The following is a 23,544-nucleotide window of genomic DNA, read 5'->3' as shown; positions in this document are numbered from 1 at the left end:
CATGATTTTATGTTAAAATTTCCAATGACAAAGTTTTATTAAATATTATTTATATTTCAAACATAAGGTGAGGTTGTCTGTCATGGTAGAAATGGAGGATTCTTGGTTTACAGTAGAAGAAATCAATAATGAAACTTTTGCTATAAGTAAATACAGTTATAGAAAAAATCGCTAACATATCTTCCATTACAAAAATTTTCGGTTCATATCACATATTAGGTCTCGATCCCTCTATATTATTCGAAGTAAAAAAAGCTGTTAATACAATAATCTTGTACGATTTGATACCGGAATTCACCACTTTAAGAGCTTTAGTATCCAATTTTAACGCTCTCGTTCCTATTTAAAAGGAAAAAAACTGTCCCACAGATCATTTAACGATGACCTATGGGACAGTTTCCAATTATAGCTCTCCAGCTTTTAACTTGCCGTGCCACTCTTTTAAAAATGGAATATCTTCTTCTTTAATAGCACCTGATTCGTTTGCTGCTTCAATTAAATAATCGAAGTTTGTTAACGATATATACTGAATGCCAGCCTCATCAAATGCTTGCTCAGCGCGTGGAAGATTATAGGTGTAGACACAAACTACTCCTAATACTTCACAGCCAGCTGCACGCAATGCTTCTACTGCCGTAATCGAAGAACCACCTGTAGAAACGATATCCTCCACAACAACTACTTTTTGACCTGCTGCGTATTTTCCTTCGATTTGATTACCACGACCATGTTCTTTCGCTTTTGATCGTACATAAACCATCGGTAATTCTAAAATATCACTTACCCATGCTGCGTGTGGGATACCCGCTGTAGCTGTTCCTGCTACGATTTCTGTTGCACCGAAATTCTCTTTGATAACAGCTGCTAAGCCATTTGCTAATTGTTTACGAATAGCTGGGTCTGAGATTGTTAGACGAGTATCACAGTAAATAGGAGATTTAATACCAGATGCCCATGTAAATAATTCAGTTGGATTTAATTCTACAGCACCTACTTTTAACATAGCGTGTGCAATTTCATTTTGTAATATCATCATTTATGCCTCCCATAATTCACTTACGATTTTATATGCAGCTACTGGATCCTGTGCACCAGTTACGGCACGCCCAACAACGATGAGTGATGAACCGTCACGCTTTGCGCCCTCTGGTGTGGCGATACGCTTTTGATCGTGTGCAGCACCGCCTGCTAGACGAATTCCAGGTGTTACACGTAGAAAATCATCTCCACACACTTCTGCAATTGCCTTCGCCTCATGTACAGAGCAAACTACACCTTGTAAACCTGCTTGTTTTGTAAGACTAGCATAATGTAAGACAGACTCTTGCAAAGATAGAGCAATTTGTTGTTCTGCTTGCATTTGTTCTTCTGTTGTTGATGTTAATTGTGTAACGGCTATTAATGCTGGACGTTCTTTGCCAGCAGGTGTACCCGCTTCAAGTCCTTCTAGTGCTGCCTCCATCATAGGACGTCCCCCAGCAGCATGCACATTGACTAAATCTACTCCTAGTTTTGCTAGACCCTTCATCGCCGAGCCTACTGTATTCGGGATATCATGTAATTTTAAATCAAGGAAAATATCATGACCTAAATCCTTTACTTTTCGAACAATGTCAGGCCCTTCTTGCATATATAATTCCATACCAATTTTCACGAAAAGAGGCTCATTGAACTGTTTTAGAAAATCAAACACTTCTTTTTCTCCTGGAAAATCTAGTGCTAATATTGGTTTCGTATTCATCAGCGATGGCTCCTTCCGATAATCTCTGTTATATGTTCTACACCTAATGCATCAAGCTTTGCTGGTAATTCTTCAATGATGTTTGGACAGACAAAGTGGTCAACAAAGTTTGCTGTTCCTACTGCTACAGCTGAAGCACCTGCAGACATAAAATCAATGACATCCTGCGCTTCTGTTACACCACCCATACCAATTATCGGAATATTGACAGCCTTGTACACCTCATAAACCATTCGGATTGCTACAGGTTTAACAGCAGGACCTGATAGTCCACCTGTTCCATTAGCAATGACAGGCTTTCCTGTACGCTCATCTAAACGCATACCTACCAATGTATTTATCATCGTAATACCATCTGCTCCACCTGCTTCAACAGCTAAAGCAATATCCACAATATTTGTCACGTTTGGTGATAGCTTCACATAGACTGGCACTTCAGATACAGCCTTGACAGCCTCAACAAGCTGACGTGCTGTGGCTGGGTCTGTCCCAAATTGGATGCCACCACACTTCACGTTAGGGCAAGAAATATTCAGTTCCAACGCTTTGACATTTGGTGCTGCTGAAATACGCCGTGCTACTTCCACATAATCTGCCGTTTCAGTACCAGCAACATTAGCGATAATTGGCACATCATAGCTCTCTAAAAATGTCAATTCTTCATTCATCACTTTTTCAATGCCTGGATTTTGTAAACCAATTGCATTTAACATCCCCGCCGCTGTTTCAGCAACACGTGGCGTTGGGTTACCGGCACGTGTTTCGACCGTTGTTGCCTTAATTATTATAGCACCTAGTTTTGACAAATCATAAAGCTGTGCATATTCACGGCCGAAGCCAAAGCAACCCGAAGCTGGCATAATTGGATTTTTTAACGCTAAGCCTGGTATTTGAATGGTTAAACGACTCATAGTGCCACCGTTCCTTTCGGGAAAACTGGACCATCAGAGCATACTTTAACATAGTCTTTTTCAACTTCATCAGTTGTTTTACATACACATGCAAAGCAAGCTCCAATACCACAGCCCATACGTTCTTCAAATGATAAATAGCCCTCTTTTTCAGGATAAAAGCCCTCTAATGCTTTTAACATCGGTAATGGCCCACAGGAATAAAATACATCAAACTTTGGGGCACTTGACTCTAATACAGTTGTTACAAAGCCTTTTGTACCTTTCGAGCCATCCACAGTCACATAATGTGTTTCACCAAGTGCACTAAATTCATCCTCATAAAAGCAGACATCCTCTGTTTGGAAGCCTAGGACATGGATGGTTTTCACACCACGAGCATTCAATTGTTTGGATAATTCATGTAAAGGTGGTACTCCAATTCCACCGCCAACTAATAGTGCAGTGCCTCCCTCTTGTACCGCATCTACTGGGAAACCATTACCTATTGGACCAAGCACGTTGACTTGTTGACCTTCTCGATTCGTCGCCAGTACTTTCGTACCACGCCCTTCAGCACGATAAATCATAGTAAACTCATTGTTTTCTTTATCAATATTTGCAATACTAATTGGTCGACGTAAAAGCGGCTCCAATGAATCTGACACCTTTACATGGACAAACTGGCCAGGAGTCATCTCCTGAACCAGTTCACCATGAAGTGTCAGTTCGAAAATGTTTGTCGCAATTTGCTTTTGAGAGACGACCGTCATTTTCTCTTGACGTATCATATTAGTGCACTACCTCCGCTTTTGGCATTTGTTCTGCTGTAAATGTCATGGATTCGATAACACGAACCATTGCTTCTGCCGTATCTAAAGATGTTAGACAAGGTACGCCATTTTCTACAGACTCACGACGGATTCGGAAGCCATCACGAGCTGGCTGCTTCCCTTTAGTTAATGTGTTGACAACAAGCTGAGCTTCACCATTTTGGATAAGGTCAATCAATGTTTGTCCTTTCGCACCAATTTTGCCAACAATATCTGTACGTACTCCTGCTTCTTCAAATACTTTTGCTGTACCTTCAGTAGCTACAATGCGATACCCTACCGTAGAGAAACGTTTTGCTAATGCAATCGCTTCTCCCTTATCTTTATCAGATACAGTAAACAATACTGTACCTTCTGTACGAATTTCCATACCTGCTGCAACTAAACCTTTATAAAGGGCTTTTTCTAATGTTGCATCTTTCCCCATTACTTCACCAGTGGATTTCATTTCAGGTCCTAATGTAATGTCTACACGACGTAATTTTGCGAATGAGAACACTGGTACTTTCACAAATACACCCTTTTGTTCAGGCGCTAAACCTGTTGGGTAACCCTGCTCTACAATAGATTTTCCAAGGATTGCTTTCGTTGCAATGTTAGCCATTGGAATATTTGTAATTTTACTTAAGAATGGTACTGTACGTGATGAACGTGGGTTTACCTCAATCACAAATACTTCGCCCTGTGAAATTACGTATTGGATATTCATTAAGCCAACGATGCCTAGGCCCTTCGCGAGACGAGTTGTATAATCAACTAATGTATCCTTTTGTGCCTGTGTTAATTTTTGTGGTGGATAGACAGAGATTGAGTCTCCAGAGTGAACCCCTGCACGCTCAATATGTTCCATAATCCCTGGAATTAGAACATTTTCGCCGTCACAGATAGCATCTACTTCGATTTCCTGTCCTGTTAAGTAACGGTCTACTAAAACAGGATGATCTGGAGATGCCTCCACTGCATTTTCCATATAGTGCTGTAATTCATCTTGATTGTAGACAATTTCCATTGCACGTCCACCAAGTACATACGATGGACGAACAAGTACTGGGAAGCCTAGACGCTCACTAATGGCAAGAGCTTCCTCTGTAGAAACGGCTGTTTCCCCTAGCGGCTGCGGAATGTTTAATTCACGTAAAGCCTGCTCGAACTTATCGCGGTTTTCTGCACGGTCAGTATCTTCTAAAGATGTACCTAAGATTTTTACACCATTTGCTGCTAATTTATCGGCCAGGTTAATGGCTGTTTGACCACCGAATTGAACAACAACACCAATTGGTTGTTCTAAATCGATAATATGCATAACATCCTCAATTGTTAATGGCTCGAAGTAGAGCTTATCAGAAACAGAGAAGTCTGTTGATACTGTCTCTGGGTTGGAGTTGATAATGATTGCCTCATAGCCAGCTTCTTGAATCGCCCATACTGAGTGTACTGTTGCATAATCGAATTCTACCCCTTGGCCGATACGGATTGGTCCTGATCCAAGTACCACAACAGAAGGTTTTTCTGACTTAATAGATTCATTTTCTTCTTCATATGTGCCATAGAAATATGGTGTTTCCGATTCAAATTCCGCTGCACATGTATCAACCATTTTATAGACTGGAATAATGCCATGTTCTTTACGATAAGCATAAATGGCTTCTGGTGTTGTTTCCCAAAGCTCAGCAACTTTCTTATCTGCAAAGCCTAAACGTTTTGCCGTACGTAGGACATCTTTATCATTTTTATTGTCAGCAAGTGTTTGTTCCATATCGACGATATTTTTAAACTTATTTAAGAAGAATAGATCAATCGCTGACCATTCATGAATTTGTTCAATTGTTACACCTCGACGTAAAGCTTCACCGATAAAGAATAGGCGCTCATCTCCAGCTTTGCGGATACGCTTTTCAATCCAAGAATCTGAATTTTCCTCAGCATGCTTTAACTCTAAATGTACTTGTCCGGTCTCAAGAGAACGAACCGCTTTTAACATAGCTTCCTCAAATGTGCGACCTAATGCCATTACTTCACCAGTAGCTTTCATTTGCGTACCAAGATTACGTTTAGCTGATTCGAATTTATCGAATGGCCAGCGAGGAATTTTAGCTACGATATAATCAAGTGCAGGTTCAAAACAAGCATATGTTGATCCTGTTACAGGGTTTTTAATTTCATCTAATGTTAAACCAACTGCAATTTTAGCTGCTAGCTTAGCAATTGGATAACCTGTTGCTTTAGATGCTAGTGCAGATGAACGCGATACGCGTGGGTTTACTTCAATCACATAGTAATTAAAGCTATATGGATCAAGTGCTAGCTGGACGTTGCAGCCACCCTCTATTTTAAGTGCACGAATAATATCTAGCGAAATATTACGTAGCATTTGGTTTTCACGATCTGATAGTGTTTGCGTTGGTGCTACAACGATTGAGTCACCTGTATGGATTCCTACTGGGTCAACGTTTTCCATGTTACATACAACAATGGCATTGTTAGCCGCATCACGCATTACTTCATATTCAATCTCTTTATAGCCAGCAATTGATTTTTCTAATAAACATTGTGTTACGGGTGAATATTTTAAACCCGATGTCACAATCTCTTCTAAGTCTTGATCGTTGTAGCAAATACCGCCCCCTGTACCGCCAAGTGTAAAGGCTGGTCGAACAATTACAGGGTATCCAATTTTCGCAACAAATCTTTTCGCTTCATCTAAGTTATGAATAATATCAGACTCAGGAACTGGAGCACCTAGCTCATACATTAAATTACGGAATAAATCACGATCTTCTGCTTTATGGATAGCATCTAGTTTTGTACCAAGAATTTCAATACCAAGCTCGTCTAAAATACCTGATTTGTCTAACTCAATCGCCATATTTAAACCTGTTTGACCGCCAAGTGTTGGTAAAATCGCATCTGGGCGCTCTTTACGTAAAATACGAGAGACAAAATCAAGAGAAATTGGCTCGATATATACTTTGTCCGCAATTTCTGTATCTGTCATGATTGTGGCAGGGTTTGAGTTGATTAAAATAACACGGTAGCCTTCTTCTTTTAATGAAAGACAAGCTTGTGTACCTGCATAGTCAAATTCTGCTGCTTGTCCGATAACGATTGGGCCTGAGCCAATTACTAAAATAGTTTCAATATCTGTACGTTTAGGCATGTTGTTTCCCCTTCCCTGCTTCTACTTCCATCATTTCGATGAATTCATCAAATAAGTGGTTTGAATCCTCTGGTCCTGGTGATGCTTCTGGGTGATATTGCACTGTGAAAATCGGATATTTCTTATGACGCACACCTTCACATGTTCCATCATTTAATGCGATATGTGTTAATTCTAAATCCGTTTCTTTTAATGAATCGATGTCGATAGCATAGCCATGGTTCTGAGATGTTAAATCTGTACGTCCTGTGCGCAAGTCTTTGACTGGGTGGTTACCACCACGGTGTCCAAACGGTAGTTTGAAGGCTTTCGCTCCACTAGCTAATGAAAAGATTTGGTGTCCTAAACAAATACCGAACATTGGCACTTTTCCGATTAAGTTACGTACCGTATCAATACCTTCCTGAACATCTTCAGGATTCCCTGGTCCATTGGATAGCATGATACCATCTGGATGCCAAGCTAAAATTTCCTCAGCTGGTGTGTTATAAGGTACTACCAACACATCACAATCACGTTTGTTTAATTCGCGTAGGATTCCGTGCTTCATACCATAATCAATTAAGACAACTCGTTTACCACGACCAGGAGATGGATAAGCAGCTTTTGGAGATACTTCACGGACATGGTGTGTAATGGCTGGTGTCGCTTGTAATTGTGCTACAATTTCATCCACATTTACTTCTTCATCAGCAGCCGTCAAAATCGCTTTAACCGATCCTTTACTGCGTATGATACGTGTTAATTTTCGCGTATCAATGCCTTCAATTCCTGGGATATCCTTTGCTGTCAAATAGTCATCTAATGTTAAATCACAGCGGAAGTTCGAAGGTTTTTTAGCCAATTCACGCACAACGAATCCACGAATGGCTGGCGTAATCGATTCAAAATCATCACGGTTAATGCCGTAATTACCAACTAAAGGGTAAGTTAATGTGACAATTTGTCCATAGAATGAAGGATCTGAAATCGTTTCCTGATAACCTGTCATCCCTGTTGTAAATACAACCTCACCTTGTGAAGCGCGCTCGCTACCAAATGCTATACCTGTAAATACTGTGCCATCTTCTAAAACTAGTAAACGTTTTTTCATTACTCTGCCTCCTGATATACGATATTGCCTTCAAAAATCGTTAGTACTGGCCAACCCTTTGCCACCCAGCCGTTGAATGGTGTATTGCGACCTTTTGATACAAAGCCATCTGCATCAATTGTTTGTTCTTTTTGAATATCAATTAAAATCATATCAGCTGAAGCGCCTACTGCTAATGTGCCATATGGCAGATCAAAAATCTCAGCTGCTCTCACTGTCATCCAATCAATTAATTGCTTTAAAGTCCATTTTCCTGTTTCAACAAATTGTGTATAGAGCAAGGGGAAAGCTGTTTCGAAACCGACGATACCAAATGGTGCGCCAACCATACCGCAGCATTTTTCTTCTACTGTATGTGGTGCATGATCTGTTGCGATGCAGTCGATTGTGCCATCAAGTAGTGCTGCATGTAGAGAATCTTTATCATCAGCTGCGCGTAATGGTGGATTCATTTTCCAATTTGCATCGTCAGATGGTATATCCATCTCTTCTAGTAATAAATGATGTGGACAAACTTCTGCTGTGACACGAATACCTGCTGCCTTCGCATCTCTTACTGCACGCACCGATTCCTTCGTAGAAACGTGACAAACATGATAGCGGGCCCCTGCCGCTTCTGCTAGTAGCACATCTCGTGCAATTTGTACTGATTCACAAATGGAAGGTATCCCTGGAAGGCCAAGCTCTTTATTACGCTTTCCTTCATGCATCACACCATCATAGATTAATGAGTTGTCCTCACAATGTGCTACAACAACCATATCGTGCTGTGCCGCATCTTTCATTTGCTCATACATCGTTGAGGCTAGCTGAATGCCTACACCATCATCTGAGAACGCTACGGCTCCATGTGCTTTTAATTCTTCAATATTTGTTCGAACCTCGCCCGATATATCCTTTGTTAGGGAACCATATGGGAGTACTCGAATAACAGCGCTGTCCTTAATGAGCCCATTGATGAGCTGCATGTTGTCAACCGAATCAGGTACTGGCTTTGTATTAGGCATCGCACAAATTGTCGTAAAGCCACCCTTTGCTGCTGAGGCAGAGCCTGTAGCAATGGTTTCTTTATGCTCAAATCCTGGCTCCCGTAAATGTGTATGAACATCGATAAAGCCTGGTGCCACGATTAAACCATGTCCTTCAATCAGTTCTGCACCTGCTACAGTCACACCCTGACCAATAGCCGTAATCTTTCCGTCTGCCATTGCAATATTGACTGTCTTCAATTCACCTTGTTCATCTAGCATTTGTACATTTTGAAGTACCTTTGTCATGTTATTCTCTCCCCTTTAAAATGGTTTCCATAATAGCCATCCGTGTGTAAACACCGTTCCGCACCTGTTCAAAAATTCGAGAGCGATCACACTCTACTAACTCAGAAGCAATTTCGACATCACGATTTACGGGTGCTGGATGCATAATAATGGCCGATTCTTTCATTTGCTTTTCTCGTTCAATTGTTAAACCAAACTCTTGATGGTAACCTTCCTTTGAGAAGCTTTTATTTACTTTATGACGTTCATGTTGCACACGTAGTAACATAATGACATCACTTATTTCGATCAGATTATCCCATGAATGATGCGCTTCAAAACCGCCAGACCATTCTTCTGGGCAAAGGAAATGAACATTTGCCCCTAAATTTTGTAATGCTGTTGCATTTGATTTGGCTACTCGACTATGAGAGATATCTCCTGCAATTGTGACATTCAACCCTTCGAAACAGCCAAACTCTTTTTTGATGGTATAAAGATCCAATAAGGATTGTGAAGGATGTTGCCCAGCACCATCCCCTGCATTAATAATCGCTACATTAATACCAGCCAGCAGCTCATTGTAATACTCATCTTCTGAAGCTCGAATGATGACAGCATCTAAACCAATCATTTCTAACGTTTTGACAGTATCGTACATCGTTTCCCCTTTCGTAACACTCGAAAACCCTGCATCGAAAGGGATAACATGACAGCCAATTTTATATTCTGCCATTTCAAAGCTTGTTTTTGTACGAGTACTTGGTTCAAAGAATAGATTGGCCACCTTGTATGGGCGAGATAACGATGATGTTTCACCATTTTCAAATGCTTGCGCAAGATCTAGGATTTGGTTAATCTCTTCTGTTGTTAAATGTTCCATCGATAATAAGTTCTTCATCATGTGACCTCCATTAGGTTGTGAATCGTGAACGTCTATGTATGACGTTCTCTGTATATAAAGTAAAAGCCCCGTTGATGTCATCAACGAGGCATAAGGAGGCGTGACAAACTACAGCAAGACATACATCCTACTTCAGCCTGTCCACAACTTCCCTTTTTTTGCCTCTCTGGACAATTCATTAAAAGGTACTACTATGAATCTTTATTTTGATTGTATTGTACGGGTATATCTGCTTCTTTTTTACCTGGTAGAATCGCATTCAATAGCACACCGATAATCGCGGCTAGTGCCATTCCTTCAACACTTAATGATTCAGAGATAACAAACTTGGCACCGCCAATACCAATGACTAATATTACTGAGGCAATAACTAGGTTACGGGTATTACCAAAATCAATATGATTATCTACTAGCATACGTAAGCCACTGGCTGCGATAATTCCGAAGAGTAAGATAGACACTCCACCAAGTACTGCGGTTGGAATCGTTGCAATCACTGCCATTGCTTTCCCGAAGAATGATAGTAAGATGGCAACCACTGCTGCACCTGCAATAACGTAGATACTGTACACTCGAGTAATGGCTAGTACACCAATATTTTCACCGTAAGTTGTTTTCGGAGGACCCCCGATTATAGCACTGACAAATGTTCCAAGTCCGTCTCCTAATAGGGAACGGTGCAACCCTGGCTCTTTAATATAATCTCGATCTACTACTTTTCCTAATACTAGCTGGTGACCAATATGTTCCGAAATTGTTACAATCACGATTGGTACCATGATAAGTAGAATTTTTGTTGTTATTTCAAACTCATAATGCACACCTGGTATTAAGAAATCAGGCATTGCGAAGAATTTTGCTTGGGCAATCGGTGTATAATCTACGATGTCTACGATCATGGAGTAAATATACCCTACGATTAAGCCCATCAATATTGGCATAGTGCTTAAAATTCCTTTAAAGAAAATCGTAAAGATGATAGCTGTAAAGACCGTAACTAAAGCAGCTGAGAAGTGTAAAAAGCTATACTCTCCATTGACGTTCATGGCCATATTCACAGCTGTACCAGATAGTCCAAGTCCAATTACCATAATAACTGGACCTACCACGATTGGCGGCAAAATTTTCATAATCCACTTATAACCACTTTTCCAAATGATTAAGGATACAACTCCATACGTAATCCCGACAGCCATCGCACCGATCATGGCATTGCCTGGGTGGACACTCGAGCCATCATCATTTAAACCGCCTGCCGCAAGTATGATTGGTGCTATAAAGGCGAAGGACGACCCTAGATAGGCTGGTACTTGAAATTTCGTAATTAATAGGAAGAATAATGTTGCAATCCCGCTTGTTAAAAGAGCAATCGCTGGACTAAGTCCTACTAACTGTGGCACTAAAATTGTTGATCCAAACATCGCAAACATATGCTGGAAACTTAATGTCACAAGCTGAAGTGGAGTTGGTTTATCCTTAATATCTAAAACTGCATTTGACATATTGTTTCCTCACTTTATTATTCGTCTTCTTTATAAATAATGACGCAATCTTCTCCATCTACTTCTTGTAAGTTGACAATGATGCGCTCAGAGCCAGAAGTCGGAACATTCTTCCCTACATAGTCTGCTCTAATTGGCAACTCTCGATGCCCTCTATCCACTAGCACGGCTAGTTGAATTTGAGCAGGTCTCCCCAAATCCATTACAGCATCCAGTGCTGCACGTACTGTTCGTCCTGTATAAAGTACATCGTCTACTAAAATGATTTTTTGATTTTTCACGACATACTCAATATCAACTTGTTCTACATGTGCTTGTTCGTTTTCATGTTTGGTTGTTAAATCGTCTCTGTATAGCGTAATATCAATTTCCCCTGTACGAATAGGTTTACCTTCAATTTTTTCAATTCGTTGTGCCAAACGTTTGGCTAGAAAAGCACCTCTTGTTTTAATGCCAACTAAAATACATTCATCGATTCCTTTGTTGCGTTCAATAATTTCATGGGCAATACGTGTTAGTGCCCGTGTCATTGATGGGCCATCTAATAATTCATTTTGTGCCATATCCGTTCCTCCTCTCTCTACTCTAGTGTCGGCCATGTGTACATAAAAAAACCTCTCGAGGCGAATAGCCTGAGAGGGGTTGTATACGTGTCGAAAAAAGCATGTCGAAAAATTTGCAGCACAAATTTTTGCAACACTATCACATGTCCCTTCTCAGCCTCTCTGGACTGCTATTAAAGGTGAATATTTAGTTATGTTTGTTCATTCACTGTGGTTAGTATAGACTTTCTTTTCTTATTCGTCAATGCCTATTTCGTAAATCACTTAATAATTGCTCATAATCAACTGGAAGTGGTGTTTCAAACTCCAAATATTCACCAGAAGAAGGATGATCAAATCCTAAAGTTGCAGCATGTAAAACTTGTCCACCAAAGTCTATTGTCTTTTTCGGACCATATTTTGGATCTCCCACTAGTGGGAAGCCGATATAATTCATATGCACACGAATTTGGTGTGTACGTCCCGTTTCTAAACGACATTCTACTAGTGTATAATCACCAAAACGCTCCACAACTTGGAAGTGTGTCACCGCATGTTTACCGTTATCAACGACTGCCTGTTTTTGACGATCCTTTTGATCGCGACCAATCGGTGCATCAATTGTCCCCTTATCATGAGCAATATGTCCATGTACAAGAGCAATATATTTACGTGTCACCGTTTTATTCACTAACTGATTCACTAACGATTCATGGGCTGTATCATTTTTAGCCACCATTAATAGACCTGATGTATCTTTATCAATACGATGGACAATACCAGGTCGCATCACACCATTAATACCTGATAAATCCTTACATTGATACATTAAACCATTTACCAATGTACCTGACATATGGCCTGGTGCTGGATGAACGACCATCCCCTTTGGTTTATTGACAACAAGGACATCTGCATCCTCATAAACAATATCCAAATCTAATTTTTCGGCTATTACATCTAGAATTTCTACTTCTGGTACATCAATCATGATGATATCACCAGCTTTTACTTTATATTTTGCTTTTACAGCATCGCCATTCACTTTGATAATCCCATCATTAACCCAGTTCCCAATTTGTGTACGTGACCACTCTGATTGTAAGCTTGAAAGTGCTTTATCAATGCGCTCTCCTTGCTGCTGTTCTTCGATTGTATATGTTACTTGCGTCATTGTTTCACCTGTTTCTTTTCTTTTTTATCTTCCATAATCAAACCAATCATAAGTACAACGACAGCTATAGTTAATGCAGCATCTGCCACATTAAAAATAGGGAAGTCATAATTAATAATTGGAATTAAAACATCAACAAAATCGACCACTTCTCCTCTAAAAAGACGATCAATAAAGTTTCCTAATGCGCCACCAAGTAATAGCATTAAACCCACTTGAAAAACGGGCTTTCCTTTTGCCTCTTTATGATAAAAGTAGAGAATGGCACAAATGACAGCAACTGTCACGATACTAAACAACCACATTTGCCCTTCTAGCATCCCCCATGCTGCACCTCTATTACGATGAGATAAAATGCCAAACCATGGGTCCCACACAGCAATGCGTTCAGCATACTCCATATTTTTCACAATTAGCCATTTTGTCCATTGATCTAATAAAACGACAAAAGCAGCCAATCCATAATATTTATACACAGTCATTCCTCCGTTCACTCAACATCTTACCTATTCTACCATAACAGCACCCATCACAATAACTAATATCACATCAAAATATGGCGGATGCCCAATCTCCTTCAAGAATATAAAAAAGCTATTTCTATTCACTTTTTAAGCAATAGAAATAGCTCTGACTTATTGAGTTAAACGGTTTCAGATTCTTTCGAATGCACTCGCTTCATGAAATCATTGACATCAGCCGGAACTTTACGATCTAGTAGTGACACGATAATAACAGATAAGAAGCCAACCGGTACTGTCACAATACCTGGTATTTTAAACTGCAAGAAACTTGGTAATGTTCCTGGTAAAAAGATCATCCACATTGACACGCCAAGACCAATGAGCAATCCTGCAATGGCACCCTTCTCTGTCATGCCCCTCCACCAAATACCGAGAATAAAGATTGGCGTGAATGTACTGGCTGCAACCGTAAAGGCGAGCGCCACTAAATGACCAATGGATGCATCCTTGACAAGTAAACCAAGTGCTCCATATAAAATCCCTAATAATACAATGGCCACTTTACCAGCAACAACACGTTGTTTTTGTGTTATATCCTTTTTCATAATATTGGCATATAAATCATGGGCTAATGCGCCAGAGCTTGTAATAAATAGCCCTGAAAGATTAGAGAAAATAGCTGCAAATGCACCTGCAATTACTAAACCAAGTAACCATTTACCACCTAGCGCAAGGGCTGTCGTCGGAATGACCATGTTATTCCCACCTAATACTAAATCGCGCATTACCTCCTCACTAGCTGTTCCCGAAATGAAAATAGATCGGCCTACAACACCTAAATAAACAGCTAATAAGAAAAACGTACTAGCAATACCAATAGCCATAAGCGCAGATTTACGTGCTGCTTTAGCACTTGGGTTTGTATAAAAGCGTAATAATATATGGGGAAGCCCAATTGTCCCTAAGGCTAAACCAATGGTCATACTAATAGTTTGCCAAAATGTTGGGAAATAAAAGCCTGTGCCTGTCCAAGCGGCACCATCAAAATTCACATCATTACCATCTAAGGCATACGGAGAAGTTCCTGTAATAGGGCCACTGAATGAATGGATGGCAGCTAAAATTTTATCGTAATGCAAACCACCATAAACTGCAGCAATTAACATCACAATAAATGCGCCAAGACGAATCCACAGCTCCAAAGCTTGGTTGATTGTCGTACCTTTCATTCCACCTATCCCTACATAAAAAACCATGACAACACATGTAAAGATAATGCCAAATTCATAGGAAGTACCAAAAAACATACTTAATATTTGAGCAGCACCTAATAATTGAGGAGCCGCATAAAAGCCTGAGATGGCTAAAACGACTGCAACCGCTACGAGTCGAGCCCTGCTACTATGAAAACGATAACCTAAAAAATCAGCAACCGTAAATGCACCAAATCTTCTTAAAGGGCCCGCTACGAAAATAGCTAATAATGTTAATCCAATAGAGAAACAAAAAGCATAATAAGCACCATCATAACCTAGTTGAAATGTTAAACCAGCTATTCCAAGAAATGTTGCTGCACTTAAATAATCCCCGCCAATGGCAGAACCATTTGTAAACCATCCAAAGCTTCGGCCACCTACAAAGAAATCCGAAGCTGTTGCATTTCTCTTTGTTAAATACGTAATGTAGACAATCGTTCCCATTAACGCAACGGTCATTAACATCTTTGGTTCTAAAAGAGCTTCCATCATTCAACACTTCCCCCTTTGTCTCACCTACTTATTTGCTATATCGTATTTTTTTAAACGCTTCTCATACATGGCCGTATGCACATACGCAATAATAAAAGCCATAGCCATCATGACAATCGTTGTCACAAACCATGTGACTGTCATACCGCCCCATATTTTCTTAAATGCAAATGCTGGAGCAAACCAATTCATAACAGGAATACTAAAAATCAAAATAAAGTAAAATACCGTTAAGCCTAAACCTGTTGTAAATTCATCCTTCATAATTTTATTTGTTGTTGCATCTAGAGGCGGTAGATCTTTCACATCAATTGTTCCTGCCTCCACGTAGTCATAATCATGACTGCCTACTTCCGCCATAAGCTAACTCCCCCTTTGTCATATCATCGAATAATTATCTGAAATTTCAAACTATTATTCACTACAATTATTTTATTCTATTTCAACCACAATATAGATATAAAATTTTGCTGTATTAGTACAAATAATTGCTATTTTAAGTTAAAATATTTTTATCTTTTCATTCGTAGGAGGCTGGTAGCATTTTAAAGGTGGTATGGTATATGGAAAGCTCATTTGATAAACAGCAAATGAGTGAATGGTTAAAAGAGGTTTTACCAAATGCTTTGGAGGAGTGTAAAGTGCCAAAGCGAGAAGATGAAGTCATTATTGTCTATGAGGTCAATCGGTTATTTGATTGGGTGAAGATTAATCGATTAAAAAGAAATTATCCTAATAGTATAATTGTCCCAATTGTTACAGAACACCTCACCTACTCGACTGGTATAGCAATTGAATTAGTTTTACCTGCACTTCTCATAAAACCATTACAGAAATCAAAATTTTTACGAATCGTAAAAAAACTGTACACATCCTATCAGGACAAGAAAGCAAGTACACTCACAATGCTTGAGCTATCACAACAAGTGTCCCAGCATCATACCTCTCCGTTCAGAGAAGCATTTTTGAAACGTCTTATACGTGGCGAAATTGATAATGAACAAGAAATCATTCAATCTGCATCATTTTTATCAACAAATTGTATTCCTAATATTGTGTTCTTAATTCAGGGCTATATCGATAGTGATGCTATTCCTCATGACGCAAGCAGTAACATTACAAATGTTTTTCGTCAGCATTTTGCCAATAAAGCACCCTTATCTTTTTTACATTTCGAACGCTACTTATTACTTCTCATGAGAATTCCGACTGAGTATAACTCTTTTAAACATTGGACAGCAGGCGAATTATGTCTATTGGAGGTCATCGAGACACTTAAAAAGGACTATTGTATCCATCTTTTCATGGGGGTTGGAGGAGTGTTTCAGGACGCAATGCACGTAAAGGAGTCCTATAGTCAAGCACGAAAAGCACGTAGAAAACCACCTATAGATAATATTCATATCAGATATTATGAAGATTTAACAAAGCATGTGCAGCTTCAAAAGGCCATTCATTATATTGAAGAACATTATGATGAGCAATTGACCGTTCGTGATGTTGCAAAATATATAAGCTTTAGTCCCACACATTTTAGCAGGCTATTTAAAAAAGAGACTGGTCGCAATTTCGTTGACTATGTCGCCTTTACACGCCTCATCAAGAGCTTACCCTTTCTACGGAAGTACGACTATACCGTAGAAAAGATCTCCTCCACCTGTGGCTTTAATACACCTAATTACTATAGTTTAACCTTTAAAAAATATGTAGGAATCTCTCCAACCGACTATCGCAATACGACAGAAATTTTATTTAAATAATCTAACAAGAATCTGCAAAACCTCCATGAAAAAAAGCAAGCCCCCATCAAGGAGACTTGCGTATGATCTACAATAGAAATGCAGATTCTTATTATTCATTTCCGTTAAACGTAATATTTTTCTACAACTTCTGCACAGCGCGCACAAACTGTAGGATGTGCCTCATTTGCACCAACTGTTTCAGAAATTGACCAGCAACGCTCACATTTCTCCCCTGTTGCCTTCTCAACTACAATGGATACATGCTCAAGTGCTAAAGCTTCAGCAGGCGCCTCATCAATAGTAGCTACTTCAAAAGCAGAAACGATTGAAAGCTGTGCAAAGTCAATGTTCACATCATTCAATAAAGCTACAACATCCTCTTTGGCATATACTGTTACTTTTGCTTCTAGTGATTTACCTATTGTTTTAGCATTACGAGCTTCCTCTAATGCTTTTAAGATATCGTCACGTACATCAATAATATTTTCCCATTTTGTACGTAGGCTTTCAAAATTCTCTTGTACATCTACCTCTGGGAAGTCCGTTAATTGAACAGAAACTTCCTCTACAATACCTTGGGCATGTAGATAAGACCACATTTCATCTGTTGTATGAGGGATGATTGGTGTCATGATTTTAACCAATGTCATTAATGTATCGTAAATAACTGTTTGCATCGCTCGACGATCTTTATTGTCGTGACCTTCGATATAGACAATATCTTTTGCAATATCTAAATAGAATGAAGATAACTCGACTGCGACAAAATTATTGACGATGTGATAAACAGCAGCGAAATCATAACGATCATATGCTGCACGAACAGTTTGTAAGACATCCTGTAAACGCATATAGACATATTGATCCATCTCACGAAGCTCTGCATAGGCAACACGATCTTTCTTTGGATCGAAATCAGCGATATTGCCGTGTAAGAAGCGGAATGTATTACGAATTTTACGGTACACCTCTGATACTTGCTTTAACATATCCATCGAAATTCGTACATCCGCTGTATAGTCAACAGAAGCAACCCATAGACGAAGAATATCTGCTCCATACTGATCCATTACTTTTTGTGGAATGATCACATTTCCTAATGATTTACTCATTTTACGTCCTTCGCCATCAAGAACAAAACCATGTGTTAATAGTCCTTTATATGGTGCATAGCCATTAATAGCAACAGATGTAATAAGAGATGAGTTAAACCAACCACGATGCTGGTCAGAGCCTTCTAAGTATAAATCAGCTGGATATTTCATGCCGCGCTCTACAAGTACACCTTGGTGGGATGAACCTGAATCGAACCAGACGTCCATAATATCATTTTCTTTTGTGAATTCGCCGTTCGGGCTACCTGGATGTGTAAAGCCCTCTGGTAATAATTCTTTTGTTGTTTTTTGGAACCAAATATTCGATCCATGCTCACGGAATAATGCTGAGATATGGCTAATTGTTTCAGGTGTAATAATTGGCTCTCCGTTTTCTGCGTAGAAAATTGGAATCGGCACACCCCAAGCACGTTGACGTGAAATAACCCAGTCTCCACGATCACGAATCATATTATAAAGACGAGTTTCTCCCCAAGCTGGTGTAAATGCTGTAGCTTTTACAGCTTCTAACAACTCACCACGGAATGCTTCAACAGAGGCAAACCATTGTGGTGTCGCACGATAAATAACAGGTTTTTTCGTACGCCAGTCATGTGGATAAGAGTGCGTAAAGAAGTCAAGTTTTTCTAATGCATCTACTTCTTTTAGTTTTTCTGTTACAAGTTTGTTGGCATCATTATAAAACACGCCTTCAAAGCCAGGTGCTTCATCTGTATAACAGCCGCTATTATCAAGAGGGCTAAGAATGCCTAAACCATATTGTTTACCAATATGATAATCGTCTTCCCCGTGTCCGGGAGCTGTATGAACACAACCTGTACCCGCTTCAGCAGTTACGTGTTCTCCTACCATAATAAGAGATTCACGATCATAAAATGGATGCTGCGCTACAAGACGATCAAGTGCTTCCCCTTTTACTTCTTGAACAACCTCATAGTCTTCCCATCCAAGGGCATTCGCTACTGATGTTAATAATTCTTTGGCAATGATGAATTTTTTATTAGCTACAGCAACTACAACATACATAAATTCAGGATTTAAAGAAATGCCTAGGTTTGCTGGTAATGTCCAAGGTGTTGTTGTCCAAATAATAAATTTAGCATCTGCTGGTACAATACCTTTCGCATCTTTAATAGCAAAGCTAACATAGATTGATGGTGATTTGATGTCCTTATATTCAATTTCAGCTTCTGCTAAAGCAGATTCAGAAGATGGTGACCAATAAACTGGTTTTAAGCCTTTATAAATGTAACCCTTTTCAGCCATTTTACCGAACACTTCAATTTGACGTGCTTCAAATTCAGGCTTTAATGTAATATAAGGGTTTTCCCAATCACCACGAATGCCTAGACGACGGAATTGGGCACGTTGATTATCAATTTGCTCATATGCATACTCTTCACAAAGTTGGCGGAATGCTGCTACTGACATTTCTTTACGCTTTACACCTTTGTTTGTCAGTGCTTGTTCAATTGGTAGACCGTGCGTATCCCAGCCTGGAATATAATTCACATGGTAGCCAGTCATTGAACGATGACGTGTAATCATATCCTTCAATACTTTATTTAAGGCATGGCCGATGTGGATATCACCATTTGCATAGGGAGGACCATCATGTAGAACATATTCTGGACGATCGGCAGTACGTTCCATCTGTAATTTGTTAATATCCATGTCATTCCATTTTTCTTGCGTTTTTGGCTCATTCGCCGGTAGATTCCCACGCATTGGGAAATCTGTTTTTGGCATTAATAACGTATCTTTGTATTCAACCATTAAAATTCCTCCTTTATTTTACCCAAGCATATAGACAATTACTTCTAGGACAGTTATTGGCAAACGCAACTCAAACAATTCGCGAACAAATAAAAAAAGCCCTCAATCCCACTAAGGGACGAGAAGCTTCTACTCGCGGTACCACCCTACTTGTAGCACAAAAATATTGCACTACCTCTTTCAAGCACGTTAACGTCGTGCATCACGAAATAACCTACTTTTTTCAGCTATTTAGCTCAGAAGTGATATTCAATGTTAGTTGCATGTTTGGGCTCTCACTGTCCCCAAATCGCTTAACTACGCCTAACAAATACTGTCTTCGTCTCTGCCTGTATGCATATCTTTTCAAAATAATTACTATTACAAAGTATATGAAATTCAAACAATGGCGTCAAGTTTCATTTGTCGAGTGCAACCATTAAAAAGAAAAGTTACATCTCTTCAGATTCCTGTGCTTCCTCAACAGATGCTTGAATTTCTGTTAAATCAATATCATATTGAAGCAAATGATCCCAGTCATCAGCATTAAGCAAATCAAGCTGTGCCTCAACAAGCATCTTGAAACGATTACGGAATACTTTAGATTGTTTTTTAAGCTCATCAATTTCAATCGTCACCTTACGAGCTTTTGTTAAAGCATCATTGACAATTCGATCAGCATTTTTCTCAGCCTCTTTTACAATGAGTTTAGCCTCTTTTTGTGAATTTCTTCGCACTTCATCAGCCGCTTCTTGTGCAACAACAATGGACTTCTGCAAAGTTTCTTCTAAGGAGCTAAAATGCCTCGCCTGTTCTAAGGCCATCTCTAATTGCTTATCAACCTCTTTTTTTTCACGTAACAAAATTTCGTAGTCTTTAATGATTTGGTCTAAAAATTCATTTACTTCATCTTCAGCATAACCTCTGAAAGCTTTTGTAAACTCCTTATTATGTATATCAATAGGTGATAATGGCATACAATCCTTCTCTCCTTTACATGTACATTCGTAATTTCTATTATACAATTGTTCCGACAACTTAGCAGTAAAAATTAATGAAATTTACTTCACTTTCAGCTTTTTTGGGCCAATCGACCGATTTGCAGACGGATTTTATCCTTTTTTGTACGGCCTTCTGTCATAATAATTTTCACACGACCGCTCCCTCGTATCGATAAAATATCCCCTTCTTGTAATTCAAAGGCAACTGTATCTCGCTCTGTCCAATTGACACGTACTTTATTCCCAGTAATCAAAGCTTGTGCCTTTTGACGTGACACATTTAAAATGGTAGCGATAATCACATCTAAACGCATGGATGAAACAGTATGAGATTCCTCAAACCACTCATCCTCATTGAAGAGAAGTGGCTCGTCTTGCTTTAAAGATTCAACATGTACCTTGACTTTACCAATACCCGTTAAATGCAAACGAACATAATCTGCTACCTCCTGTGCTACTACAAATTGCACCTGCTGCTCATTGACACGTATATCACCAAATTTACCACGATTCAAGCCTAATGATAACAAGGCCCCTAACACATCTGGATGCCGGAGCTGGACAAATTTCATAGGATAGTGAATCGTAAATGCTGTCAGCTGAAAGTCTTCCTCCATAACTTCATAGTAAGTAGGATAAATAAGCATACGCTGTCTCTCTGCCCCGTCAAATAACCCTGCACATGCCGTTTTCAATGTGTCGTCCTGTCCGATAATAGATGTCACGATAAAACGCTGTCTGGGATCAAGAAAATCTGTTAGCTTAGGTGCATAGCGATCCTCTACCTCACGCTGCCAGCTTATTACTTGTTCAATAAACGGTTGTTCATCTTTTCGAAAATGCTGAATTAAGTGTTCCATCTCGTTGTCTCCTCTTTCACTAGTTCTATATGCTTGGTGGGCTGGATGAACATAGTATTTCCAAGTTATGACGTCTTTGCATCATTGAGTATAATTTTTTTACGTTTACTTGAAAAGCTCTTTTTTCCACTGGGGCAGTCTCATTATACAAAGATATTTGAACACCCGTTAAACAAACCTTTATCACCCTCTATTTTTGGCCGTTGCTCTTTCCGTACAAAAACATTGCTAAATAAAAAATCCCCACCTAAGAGTGAGGATTTACTGCTAAACGAACATAAGAAATATTTTCTGGATGACTATAACAAGCCCTCGTTCAATAAAATTCAACATGAAGATAGCCACAATTGGTGAAATATCAATCATTCCAAGTGGTGGAATGAACTTTCTGAAAATCCCTAAATACGGCTCACACACTTTTTCAAGCATACGTCCAATGGCTGAATTTTGAGCGGCAGGCACCCAAGACATTAAAATATAGCCAATTAGCATAAATGAATAGATTCTAAATGCTAATGATACATAACCAAGTATTATAAAAAAAGTCATATAAACTACAATCCTCGCTATTAATTATCGTCTAAAATAAAGTTTGTAATTTCACCAGTCACTTCTACATTATCTGGCGTACAAAGGAAAATATCTTTACCGATACGTTGGATATCCCCGGCAAGTGCATAGACTGTACCACTTAAAAAATCAATAATGCGTTTGCCTTGCTCTCGTTCAATACGTTGTAAATTGACGATTGCAGCACGCTTATTTTTTAAATGCTCCGCGATATCTTGTGCTTCTGCATAAACTCTAGGCTCAATTAAAACAACTTTTGCTCCCTTAGAGCTCATAGCTGCCTGCAAGCTTACAATGTTGTTAGGCGTTGCTGAACTTTGCGGCATAATTTCTTGAATAGGCGCCCTACGCTCTTTAATCGTTTTTTTAGGCTTTACGGAATGAATCGGTTGCTGTTGTTGTATGGGCTGTTGCTGCTGAATAGGAGCTTGCGTGATTTCTTCTTCTAGTTCTTCTTCAAGGTAAAAGAAGTTTTTAATTTTATTTTTCATGCTCATCCTGTTCCCCTCTTTCATTTCCAACAAGAGCCGTTCCGACTCGAACAAAAGTAGCCCCTTCCTCTACCGCAATTTCAAAGTCATTAGACATGCCCATTGATAACTCGGTACAAGGTGCGTGTGCGAATCCTTGCTCGGCTATTTGCTGTTGACATTGTTTTAATTGCTTGAAAACAGAGCGAATGATTGCTTCGTCTTCTGTATTTGGTGCCATGGTCATTAAACCTACAACTTGAATCTTTGTAAAACTCTTTAACGCTTTTACAAAAGGCAAAACTTCTTCGATACTTAAGCCATGTTTTGATTCTTCACCCGAAACATTTACTTGTACAAAACATTTAACTGGCTGATCTGCTCTTTTTTCAATTTCTTCTGCTAGACTCAAACGATCTAAGGAGTGTAAATAATCAATGCTGTTAATGACTTGTTTTACTTTACGTGTTTGAAGAGACCCGATATAATGCCAATGTACATCAGCGTGAATCTCTGCAATTTTACGTTGCAGGCCTTCAGGTCTATTTTCTCCTAAATGAGAGAGTCCTGCATCAATTGCTTCTTGTGTTCTTTCAACAGAAACTTCTTTCGTTACGGCAATTATTTGGACTTTATCACCCTGACGATTCCCTTTTTTTTCTGCTGCTGTTATTAAATCCTGTAGTTTGTTTAAATTTGTTAAGATTTTTGTCACTGTTTTTCCCAA

General features: G+C 39.3%; 21 protein-coding genes and 1 other annotated feature. Of the genes, 1 reads left to right on the top strand and 20 read right to left on the bottom strand.

Annotated elements, in window-relative coordinates; all coding sequences use genetic code 11:
* Positions 1-403 precede the first annotated feature (403 nt).
* The 14 genes from pyrE to V6670_RS04705 form a co-directional block, all read right to left on the bottom strand.
* A complete protein-coding gene (gene pyrE, locus V6670_RS04770; protein ID WP_338654486.1) occupies positions 404-1,033 on the bottom strand; it encodes an orotate phosphoribosyltransferase in 630 nt (209 codons plus the stop codon).
* 3 nt (positions 1,034-1,036) lie between these two features.
* Positions 1,037-1,741: an orotidine-5'-phosphate decarboxylase gene (pyrF, locus tag V6670_RS04765; protein WP_338652892.1), complete on the bottom strand. Its 705-nt coding sequence runs from the start codon at positions 1,739-1,741 to the stop codon at positions 1,037-1,039.
* A complete protein-coding gene (locus tag V6670_RS04760; RefSeq protein WP_338652891.1) occupies positions 1,741-2,652 on the bottom strand; it encodes a dihydroorotate dehydrogenase in 912 nt (303 codons plus the stop codon). The genes pyrF and V6670_RS04760 overlap by 1 nt, the downstream gene beginning before the upstream one ends.
* Positions 2,649-3,422, bottom strand: coding sequence for a dihydroorotate dehydrogenase electron transfer subunit (locus V6670_RS04755; protein WP_101966394.1), 774 nt, complete (start codon positions 3,420-3,422; stop codon positions 2,649-2,651). Before V6670_RS04755 ends, V6670_RS04760 begins: the two co-directional genes overlap by 4 nt.
* A 1-nt stretch (position 3,423) precedes the next feature.
* Positions 3,424-6,621 (bottom strand): carbamoyl-phosphate synthase large subunit, encoded by a 3,198-nt coding sequence (gene carB, locus V6670_RS04750; RefSeq protein ID WP_141903421.1) that lies wholly within the window; start codon positions 6,619-6,621, stop codon positions 3,424-3,426.
* A complete protein-coding gene (gene carA / locus V6670_RS04745) occupies positions 6,614-7,714 on the bottom strand; it encodes a glutamine-hydrolyzing carbamoyl-phosphate synthase small subunit (RefSeq protein WP_141903420.1) in 1,101 nt (366 codons plus the stop codon). Before carA ends, carB begins: the two co-directional genes overlap by 8 nt.
* Complete coding sequence (locus tag V6670_RS04740) at positions 7,714-8,991, bottom strand: dihydroorotase (RefSeq protein WP_141903419.1); 1,278 nt, start codon at positions 8,989-8,991, stop codon at positions 7,714-7,716. Before V6670_RS04740 ends, carA begins: the two co-directional genes overlap by 1 nt.
* Position 8,992: 1 nt before the next feature.
* Entirely contained in the window at positions 8,993-9,871 is an 879-nt protein-coding gene (locus tag V6670_RS04735) for an aspartate carbamoyltransferase catalytic subunit (protein WP_338654484.1), read from the bottom strand.
* A 194-nt stretch (positions 9,872-10,065) separates the two neighbouring features.
* On the bottom strand, positions 10,066-11,376 hold the full coding sequence (locus tag V6670_RS04730; RefSeq protein ID WP_338652886.1) for a solute carrier family 23 protein: 1,311 nt from the start codon (positions 11,374-11,376) through the stop codon (positions 10,066-10,068).
* Positions 11,377-11,393: 17 nt separating this feature from the next.
* On the bottom strand, positions 11,394-11,939 hold the full coding sequence (pyrR, locus tag V6670_RS04725; protein WP_089931954.1) for a bifunctional pyr operon transcriptional regulator/uracil phosphoribosyltransferase PyrR: 546 nt from the start codon (positions 11,937-11,939) through the stop codon (positions 11,394-11,396).
* Positions 11,940-12,180: 241 nt separating this feature from the next.
* Positions 12,181-13,092, bottom strand: a complete 912-nt coding sequence (locus tag V6670_RS04720; protein ID WP_338652884.1) for an RluA family pseudouridine synthase — start codon at positions 13,090-13,092, stop codon at positions 12,181-12,183.
* On the bottom strand, positions 13,089-13,568 hold the full coding sequence (lspA, locus tag V6670_RS04715) for a signal peptidase II (protein WP_036125155.1): 480 nt from the start codon (positions 13,566-13,568) through the stop codon (positions 13,089-13,091). Before lspA ends, V6670_RS04720 begins: the two co-directional genes overlap by 4 nt.
* A gap of 167 nt (positions 13,569-13,735) precedes the next feature.
* Positions 13,736-15,304 carry a cation acetate symporter gene (locus V6670_RS04710; RefSeq protein WP_036125158.1) on the bottom strand — a complete coding sequence of 523 codons (1,569 nt, stop codon included), beginning with the start codon at positions 15,302-15,304 and terminating at the stop codon, positions 13,736-13,738.
* 24 nt (positions 15,305-15,328) lie between these two features.
* The gene (locus V6670_RS04705; RefSeq protein WP_036125161.1) at positions 15,329-15,664 is read right to left on the bottom strand and encodes a hypothetical protein; all 336 of its coding nucleotides are present in this window, start codon (positions 15,662-15,664) and stop codon (positions 15,329-15,331) included.
* A 203-nt stretch (positions 15,665-15,867) separates the two neighbouring features.
* Between V6670_RS04705 and V6670_RS04700 the strand changes: the two genes are divergently transcribed.
* Positions 15,868-17,064: an AraC family transcriptional regulator gene (locus V6670_RS04700; protein ID WP_338652881.1), complete on the top strand. Its 1,197-nt coding sequence runs from the start codon at positions 15,868-15,870 to the stop codon at positions 17,062-17,064.
* A 104-nt stretch (positions 17,065-17,168) separates the two neighbouring features.
* On the opposite strand, the gene ileS is transcribed toward V6670_RS04700, so the two are convergent.
* The 6 genes from ileS to V6670_RS04670 all read right to left on the bottom strand — a co-directional run bounded on the left by ileS (position 17,169) and on the right by V6670_RS04670 (position 23,532).
* Complete coding sequence (ileS, locus tag V6670_RS04695) at positions 17,169-19,937, bottom strand: isoleucine--tRNA ligase (protein WP_338652879.1); 2,769 nt, start codon at positions 19,935-19,937, stop codon at positions 17,169-17,171.
* Positions 19,938-20,048: 111 nt separating this feature from the next.
* Positions 20,049-20,272, bottom strand: a binding site (T-box leader).
* Between the two features lie 96 nt (positions 20,273-20,368).
* On the bottom strand, positions 20,369-20,893 hold the full coding sequence (locus tag V6670_RS04690; protein WP_036125171.1) for a DivIVA domain-containing protein: 525 nt from the start codon (positions 20,891-20,893) through the stop codon (positions 20,369-20,371).
* Between the two features lie 95 nt (positions 20,894-20,988).
* The gene (locus V6670_RS04685) at positions 20,989-21,777 is read right to left on the bottom strand and encodes an RNA-binding protein (RefSeq protein ID WP_338652876.1); all 789 of its coding nucleotides are present in this window, start codon (positions 21,775-21,777) and stop codon (positions 20,989-20,991) included.
* Between the two features lie 267 nt (positions 21,778-22,044).
* A complete protein-coding gene (locus V6670_RS04680) occupies positions 22,045-22,326 on the bottom strand; it encodes a YggT family protein (protein ID WP_058843470.1) in 282 nt (93 codons plus the stop codon).
* 20 nt (positions 22,327-22,346) lie between these two features.
* A complete protein-coding gene (locus V6670_RS04675; RefSeq protein WP_036125175.1) occupies positions 22,347-22,844 on the bottom strand; it encodes a cell division protein SepF in 498 nt (165 codons plus the stop codon).
* Positions 22,828-23,532 (bottom strand): YggS family pyridoxal phosphate-dependent enzyme, encoded by a 705-nt coding sequence (locus V6670_RS04670; RefSeq protein WP_338654481.1) that lies wholly within the window; start codon positions 23,530-23,532, stop codon positions 22,828-22,830. Before V6670_RS04670 ends, V6670_RS04675 begins: the two co-directional genes overlap by 17 nt.
* Positions 23,533-23,544: the final 12 nt, after the last annotated feature.

Source organism: Lysinibacillus sp. Y5S-8, from assembly GCF_036894365.1.
Classification (GTDB): Bacteria; Bacillota; Bacilli; order Bacillales_A; family Planococcaceae; genus Lysinibacillus; species Lysinibacillus fusiformis_D.
The sequence above is the reverse complement of the archived record's forward strand: the minus strand, read 5'-3'. Positions and strand labels throughout refer to the sequence as shown.

Bases quoted from the DNA above. Each gene is read 5' to 3' on its own strand.
- pyrF (WP_338652892.1), bottom strand. From the start codon at position 1,741: ATGAATACGAAACCAATATTAGCACTAGATTTTCCAGGAGAAAAAGAA.
- V6670_RS04735 (WP_338654484.1), bottom strand. From the start codon at position 9,871: ATGAAGAACTTATTATCGATGGAACATTTAACAACAGAAGAGATTAAC.
- V6670_RS04700 (WP_338652881.1), top strand. From the start codon at position 15,868: ATGGAAAGCTCATTTGATAAACAGCAAATGAGTGAATGGTTAAAAGAG.
- V6670_RS04730 (WP_338652886.1), bottom strand. From the start codon at position 11,376: ATGTCAAATGCAGTTTTAGATATTAAGGATAAACCAACTCCACTTCAG.
- pyrE (WP_338654486.1), bottom strand. From the start codon at position 1,033: ATGATATTACAAAATGAAATTGCACACGCTATGTTAAAAGTAGGTGCT.
- pyrR (WP_089931954.1), bottom strand. From the start codon at position 11,939: ATGGCACAAAATGAATTATTAGATGGCCCATCAATGACACGGGCACTA.
- V6670_RS04705 (WP_036125161.1), bottom strand. From the start codon at position 15,664: ATGGCGGAAGTAGGCAGTCATGATTATGACTACGTGGAGGCAGGAACA.
- V6670_RS04740 (WP_141903419.1), bottom strand. From the start codon at position 8,991: ATGACAAAGGTACTTCAAAATGTACAAATGCTAGATGAACAAGGTGAA.
- V6670_RS04690 (WP_036125171.1), bottom strand. From the start codon at position 20,893: ATGCCATTATCACCTATTGATATACATAATAAGGAGTTTACAAAAGCT.
- V6670_RS04710 (WP_036125158.1), bottom strand. From the start codon at position 15,304: ATGATGGAAGCTCTTTTAGAACCAAAGATGTTAATGACCGTTGCGTTA.
- V6670_RS04720 (WP_338652884.1), bottom strand. From the start codon at position 13,092: ATGACGCAAGTAACATATACAATCGAAGAACAGCAGCAAGGAGAGCGC.
- V6670_RS04680 (WP_058843470.1), bottom strand. From the start codon at position 22,326: ATGACTTTTTTTATAATACTTGGTTATGTATCATTAGCATTTAGAATC.
- V6670_RS04685 (WP_338652876.1), bottom strand. From the start codon at position 21,777: ATGGAACACTTAATTCAGCATTTTCGAAAAGATGAACAACCGTTTATT.
- carB (WP_141903421.1), bottom strand. From the start codon at position 6,621: ATGCCTAAACGTACAGATATTGAAACTATTTTAGTAATTGGCTCAGGC.
- ileS (WP_338652879.1), bottom strand. From the start codon at position 19,937: ATGGTTGAATACAAAGATACGTTATTAATGCCAAAAACAGATTTCCCA.
- V6670_RS04675 (WP_036125175.1), bottom strand. From the start codon at position 22,844: ATGAGCATGAAAAATAAAATTAAAAACTTCTTTTACCTTGAAGAAGAA.
- V6670_RS04760 (WP_338652891.1), bottom strand. From the start codon at position 2,652: ATGAGTCGTTTAACCATTCAAATACCAGGCTTAGCGTTAAAAAATCCA.
- V6670_RS04755 (WP_101966394.1), bottom strand. From the start codon at position 3,422: ATGATACGTCAAGAGAAAATGACGGTCGTCTCTCAAAAGCAAATTGCG.
- carA (WP_141903420.1), bottom strand. From the start codon at position 7,714: ATGAAAAAACGTTTACTAGTTTTAGAAGATGGCACAGTATTTACAGGT.